The organism is Microcystis sp. M53602_WE12, from assembly GCF_030065455.1.
Taxonomy (GTDB): domain Bacteria; phylum Cyanobacteriota; class Cyanobacteriia; order Cyanobacteriales; family Microcystaceae; genus Microcystis; species Microcystis aeruginosa.
Genome location: NZ_JASJFB010000688.1, coordinates 1 through 5,525, shown reverse-complemented (window position 1 = coordinate 5,525; position 5,525 = coordinate 1). Strand labels below are relative to the sequence as shown.

The window sequence follows — 5,525 nt, the reverse complement described above, 5'->3', positions numbered from 1 at the left end:
TTAATTCTACTTGGTTAATTCTTGCTGGTGCGCTTATTGGTTTGCTCTTAAAACAATTAGGTTAGGGGGAAATAAGTAAATGGTTCTAATTAAATAGATTTTGCCTTTAATCCCCTCTTGATCCCTAGGGTTGATTCAAGGTAGGGTTGATTCAAGGTAGGGTTGATTTAAGGTAGGGTTGATTTAAGGTAGGGTTGATTCATGAATCAACCCTACCCTTGATACCCGCTTAATAAGGGGGGTGCTGATTCGTTAAACTGAGCTTTTCTACCCAGTTATAAATCTGATCGCGATTTAGTCTATAGCTTAGAGGATGGGCGATTAATCGAGCGCTACTAGCAAATAATTCGTCAATTTCTACTAAACCATTTTCGCGTAAAGTTCGACCGGTGGACACTAGGTCAACTATCGCTTCTGACATCCCCGTAATCGGGCCTAATTCTACGGAACCATAGAGAGGTATAATCTCGACGGGAATATCTAAACGACGAAAATAATCCTTAGCACAATTGACAAATTTTGAGGCAACTTTACCGTGATGGGGAATGTCTAGAGGACTTTGATAGGGACTATCAGCAGGGACAGCTACTGACATCCGACAATAACCAAATTTTAGGTCAATTAAATTAGCCACATCGGGAGATTTTTCCAATAAAATATCATAACCAGCGATGCCTAATTGTGCCTGACCGTATTCTACATAAACTGGTACATCTGTTGCTCTGACTAATAACGCTTTCGCTTGGTTAGTAGGGTCGGTAATCTGTAATTGGCGATTTTTTGAGTCAAGAAAGGCACTAAAATCTAAGCCAATTTTCTGAAATATTTGGATACTTTCGTTTAGTAAAGCACCCTTCGGTAAGGCAATTGTTAGCATAGAGGGAATTATGAATTGGGAAGTGGGGGAGTGGGGTGTGGGGTGTGGGGTGTAGGGTGTGGGGTGTGGGGTGTAGGGTGTAGGGTGTAGGGTGTGGGGTGTGGGGAGAATAAATAAAAAATAATCTCCTGACTCCTGAATCCTGAATCCTGAATCCTGAATCCTGTCTCCTAACAGCTAAAATCATAACTGATAACTGATAACCGAGATGGCAGTAAGTTCTCTAATGACCACATCAGCTAATTGTAAATCTTGATGGTTTTCCGGTTGCCAACTAATTGCGATCGCTGCTGCTGATTTTGCCTGTTTAGCCATTTCCCAATCGGCCTTAGTGTCCCCTACCATCAGGGTTTTGTCCACTGCGGTCCCCAAAGCTTGACAGGTTTCTTGCAATAATAGGGGATCGGGTTTACTTAAACCTCGATCGCATCCCCGAACAATTTTAATATAATTTAATAGGTGATTTTCCTTGACAAATTGCTCAACTCGTGCTGTGGTATCGGAGGAAAGAATCGCCAATTGTAAACCGGCCGCGTGCAGATAACGAATTACTTCTAAACATTGGGGATAGAGGGGATTTAAGCGGGGGGGAACCTTTTCATCGGCCGCTTGAAAGGATGCTTTTGCGATCGCCATTGCCGTTAACCAATCCCGGCCGGTGGAAGCAATACAACCGGCAGCGGCGATATGATTATCTCTGCGGCTGCCCACTGCCATTAAACCGGCAGGATTGAGACTATTTGTCCCAATACCGAAAGTTTTGGTTAATAAAGACTCTAAACCAGGGATTTGCGATTCAATGGCTTGTATCCGGGCTATAGCTCGATCGTACCAGAAAGCCCGCGAATCCTCTAGCGTACCGTCCTTATCAAAAACAATCCCTTGAATATCTCTAAATTCTCGATTACCACAGCGAATTATCGGCAAATAAACCCCCTTATTTTTATTGAATGTCAGCCATCATTTTAGCTGTCAGGATTCAGGAGACAGGATTCAGGAGACAGGATTCAGGAGACAGGATTCAGGAGACAGGAGACAGGAGACAGGAGATTATTTTTTATTTATTCTCCCCACTACCCCACTACCCCACTACCCCACTACCCTACACCCCACACCCTACACCCCACACCCTACACCCTACACCCCACTTCCCCACACCCCACACCCCACTTTCCTATACCTTTTAAACAGGATTTAGTATTACTCCTCAAAAGCGGCCTTTTGCTGACGGACTAAATCGACACCACGGGAAGTTCCCAGACGGGTGGCTCCGGCCTCAATCAGAGCGAGCGCTTGTTCTAGGGTGCGAATTCCGCCGGATGCTTTAATTCCTACCCGGCCTTTGCTAATTTCCTTGAGAAACTTGACATCGCTAACCGTTGCACCTCCAAACCAGCCGGTACTGGTTTTTAGATAACTCACTCCTGCATCCATGCAAATCTCCGCCGCTAAACGTTTCTCGGTGTCTGTTAGTTGCGAGGTTTCCAGAATCGCTTTTACCGTCTGGCCGGTTTCCTGACAAATACTAGCAATTTCTTGGAATAATTGCTCAGATTTCCCATCTTTTAGCCAACCGAGATTAATAACCACCTCTAACTCCTTAGCGCCATTATCTACAGCTTCTAAAGCCTCATAACGTTTAACTGCGGAGGTAGTGGCCCCTGCGGGAAAACCAATCACGGTAGAAACTAAAGTTTTTTTGCCGTGGAGTAACTGCACAGCTTGCTTAACGGCGGCGGGATAAACGCAGACGGTGGGAAAATGATATTGATCAGCCTGTTGACAGTAAGCCTCTAATTGTTCACTGGTGGCGGTGGGGATGAGGAGAGAATGGTCGATATATTGTGCTAAATCTAGATCAGAATCGGTGATAGCCATTATCTAAGCCTCAATATAGTCAATCGATCGCTATTTTCTCATTTTATGGAAGTCAAACAGCAAAGTCATCTCTCGTTAACCTAGAAATTCAGAGACTAGCAAAAATCCAGTAACCTAGGAAGAAACCGTCACAAGTGAAGACTAGGAGACAATAGACCTATGTTAGAAGCCTATCATCAGCACGTTGCCGACCGAGCGAAATTAGGTATCCCTCCCCTTCCCCTCAATGCTCAACAAACGGCGGAATTATGCGAAATGCTCAAAAATCCGTCCGAAGAACTCAGGGGAGAATTGCTGACCCTGCTGCGTGACCGTGTTCCCCCCGGAGTTGACGAAGCGGCCTACGTTAAAGCGGGATTTTTAACAGGAATTGCCAAAGGTGAAATAAAATCTAGCGTTATCTCCGCTCAGGGTGCGGTTAGCTTACTGGGAACCATGGTAGGTGGTTATAACGTTCATTCTCTGATTGAACTGCTGAAATCCAGAGATATTAATATCGCCGCCGCTGCCGCCAGCGCTTTAAGTAAAACCCTGCTGGTATTCGACGCATTTAACGAGGTTTTGGAATTATCCGACACCAATCCCTATGCTAAACAGGTTATCGATGCTTGGGCCAATGGTGCTTGGTTTATCGCTAAACCGAAACTTGCTAAAGAAATTACCGTCACCGTCTTCAAAGTCCAGGGGGAAACCAATACAGATGACCTATCTCCCGCTCCCCATGCCACCACCCGGCCTGATATTCCCCTCCATGCTTTGGTAATGTTAGAAACCCGTCAACCGGGGTCTTTAGAAACCATTGCCGAATTGAAAAAATTAGGCCATCCGGTCGCCTATGTGGGGGATGTGGTCGGGACTGGTTCCAGCCGAAAATCGGCTATTAACTCGGTTCTCTGGCATATTGGCGATGATATTCCCTTTGTGCCTAATAAACGTGCTGGTGGCTATATTTTAGGCAGTAAAATCGCCCCTATCTTCTTTAACACTGCTGAAGATTCCGGCGCTTTACCGCTTGAATGCGATGTTAGCCAAATGAACACGGGGGATGTGATTAAAATCTATCCCTACGAAGGCAAAATCACCAACGAAGCGGGCGCAACTATTAGCACTTTTAGCCTCAAACCTGAGACAATTCTGGATGAAGTGCGGGCCGGCGGTCGTATTCCCCTCTTAATCGGTCGCAGTCTCACCGATAAAACCCGTCACGCCTTGGGACTTGAGGCTAGTACCCTATTTACCCGTCCAACTATGCCTAGTGACACGGGTAAAGGTTACACCCTAGCGCAAAAAATGGTCGGCAAAGCTTGCGGTTTACCCGGGGTGCGGCCGGGTACTTCCTGTGACCCAATTATGACTACGGTAGGGTCTCAGGATACCACCGGCCCGATGACCAGAGACGAGTTAAAAGAGTTAGCCTGTTTAGGTTTTAGCGCCGATTTAGTCATGCAGAGTTTCTGTCACACGGCAGCCTATCCGAAACCGGTTGATATTCAAACTCATCACCAATTACCGGACTTTTTCTCTACCCGGGGTGGGGTCGCTTTACGTCCGGGAGATGGCATTATTCACTCCTGGTTAAATCGGATGTTATTGCCGGATACGGTGGGGACTGGCGGCGATTCTCATACTCGTTTTCCCCTGGGAATTTCCTTTCCTGCGGGGTCGGGTTTAGTGGCATTTGCGGCCGCTTTGGGAGTAATGCCTTTGGATATGCCGGAATCGGTTTTAGTGCGTTTTACGGGGGAATTACAACCAGGTGTAACTCTGCGCGATATTGTTAATGCTATTCCCTACGTTGCCATGCAAGAAGGCAAATTAACCGTGGAAAAACAGAACAAAAAAAATGTTTTTAACGGTCGTATTATGGAGATGGAAGGGCTGCCGGATTTGAAATTAGAACAGGCTTTTGAGTTAACCGATGCCACGGCGGAACGTTCCTGTGCCGGTTGTACGATTAAGTTAAGTACCGAGACAGTGGCGGAATATTTACGCTCTAATGTGGCCCTGTTAAAGAATATGGCGGCCCGGGGTTATAGTGATGCCAAAACTATCCTACGTCGGGTAGCAAAAATGGAACAATGGTTAGCTAATCCTGTCCTGATGGAGGCGGATAAGGATGCCGAATATGCGGATATTATCACCGTCAACTTAAGCGAGATTAAAGAACCCATTGTCGCCGCACCCAATGACCCCGATAATATCAAGTTAATGTCGGAATGCGCCGGGGATAAAATTGATGAGGTGTTCATCGGTTCTTGTATGACTAATATCGGCCATTATCGCGCCGCCGCTAAGATATTAGAAGGAGCAGGAGTTGCTAAGGCTAAACTGTGGATTTGTCCCCCCACCCGCATGGATGAAAAACAATTGCGCGATGAGGGAATGTACGGCATTTTTGCCGCTTCTGGGGCGCGTACCGAGATGCCTGGATGTTCCCTTTGTATGGGTAATCAAGCGCGGGTTGAAGACAGAGCTACGGTATTTTCTACCTCGACTCGTAACTTCAATAATCGCATGGGAAAAGATGCGCGAGTCTATCTCGGTTCCGCCGAATTAGCAGCGGTTTGTGCGCTGCTAGGACGCATTCCCACCGTCGAGGAATACCTCGCAATTGTCACCGAGAAAATTAATCCTTTTGCTGGCGATTTATACCGCTATTTGAACTTTAATGAAATCGCTGGTTTTGAGGATGAAGGCCGGGTAATTCCCCTAGAAGATTTACCTAAAATTGAGGATATCTTAGGGATTCCTTCTGGTGTTTTGAGTTAGT

At 46.3% G+C, this 5,525-nt stretch carries 6 protein-coding genes; 2 read left to right on the top strand and 4 right to left on the bottom strand.

All coding sequences use genetic code 11. The features are described from left to right. Positions 1 to 229 precede the first annotated feature (229 nt). From hisG to PX482_RS21505, 3 genes are read right to left on the bottom strand one after another with little or no spacing between them, the layout of a single operon-like run. Positions 230 to 877 (bottom strand): ATP phosphoribosyltransferase, encoded by a 648-nt coding sequence (gene hisG / locus PX482_RS21515; protein WP_002761364.1) that lies wholly within the window; start codon positions 875 to 877, stop codon positions 230 to 232. Further along, positions 798 to 1,064, bottom strand: a complete 267-nt coding sequence (locus PX482_RS21510; RefSeq protein WP_196219856.1) for a hypothetical protein — start codon at positions 1,062 to 1,064, stop codon at positions 798 to 800. Before PX482_RS21510 ends, hisG begins: the two co-directional genes overlap by 80 nt. Then, on the bottom strand, positions 1,061 to 1,804 hold the full coding sequence (locus PX482_RS21505) for an HAD family hydrolase (protein ID WP_002761366.1): 744 nt from the start codon (positions 1,802 to 1,804) through the stop codon (positions 1,061 to 1,063). Before PX482_RS21505 ends, PX482_RS21510 begins: the two co-directional genes overlap by 4 nt. Positions 1,805 to 1,827: 23 nt before the next feature. Between PX482_RS21505 and PX482_RS21500 the strand changes: the two genes are divergently transcribed. Next, complete coding sequence (locus tag PX482_RS21500; protein ID WP_071825082.1) at positions 1,828 to 2,064, top strand: hypothetical protein; 237 nt, start codon at positions 1,828 to 1,830, stop codon at positions 2,062 to 2,064. A 13-nt stretch (positions 2,065 to 2,077) separates the two neighbouring features. Here the strand turns inward: PX482_RS21500 and deoC are convergent, their stop codons facing one another. Further along, complete coding sequence (gene deoC / locus PX482_RS21495; protein WP_002761367.1) at positions 2,078 to 2,755, bottom strand: deoxyribose-phosphate aldolase; 678 nt, start codon at positions 2,753 to 2,755, stop codon at positions 2,078 to 2,080. A 159-nt stretch (positions 2,756 to 2,914) separates the two neighbouring features. Between deoC and acnB the strand changes: the two genes are divergently transcribed. Then, positions 2,915 to 5,524 carry a bifunctional aconitate hydratase 2/2-methylisocitrate dehydratase gene (gene acnB, locus PX482_RS21490; protein ID WP_288025940.1) on the top strand — a complete coding sequence of 870 codons (2,610 nt, stop codon included), beginning with the start codon at positions 2,915 to 2,917 and terminating at the stop codon, positions 5,522 to 5,524. Position 5,525 lies beyond the last annotated feature (1 nt).

What these genes read in the sequence shown, in the direction of transcription:
- acnB (WP_288025940.1), top strand. Translation starts at nt 2,915, where the DNA reads ATGTTAGAAGCCTATCATCAGCACGTTGCCGACCGAGCGAAATTAGGT.
- deoC (WP_002761367.1), bottom strand. Translation starts at nt 2,755, where the DNA reads ATGGCTATCACCGATTCTGATCTAGATTTAGCACAATATATCGACCAT.
- PX482_RS21500 (WP_071825082.1), top strand. Translation starts at nt 1,828, where the DNA reads ATGTCAGCCATCATTTTAGCTGTCAGGATTCAGGAGACAGGATTCAGG.
- hisG (WP_002761364.1), bottom strand. Translation starts at nt 877, where the DNA reads ATGCTAACAATTGCCTTACCGAAGGGTGCTTTACTAAACGAAAGTATC.
- PX482_RS21510 (WP_196219856.1), bottom strand. Translation starts at nt 1,064, where the DNA reads ATGATTTTAGCTGTTAGGAGACAGGATTCAGGATTCAGGATTCAGGAT.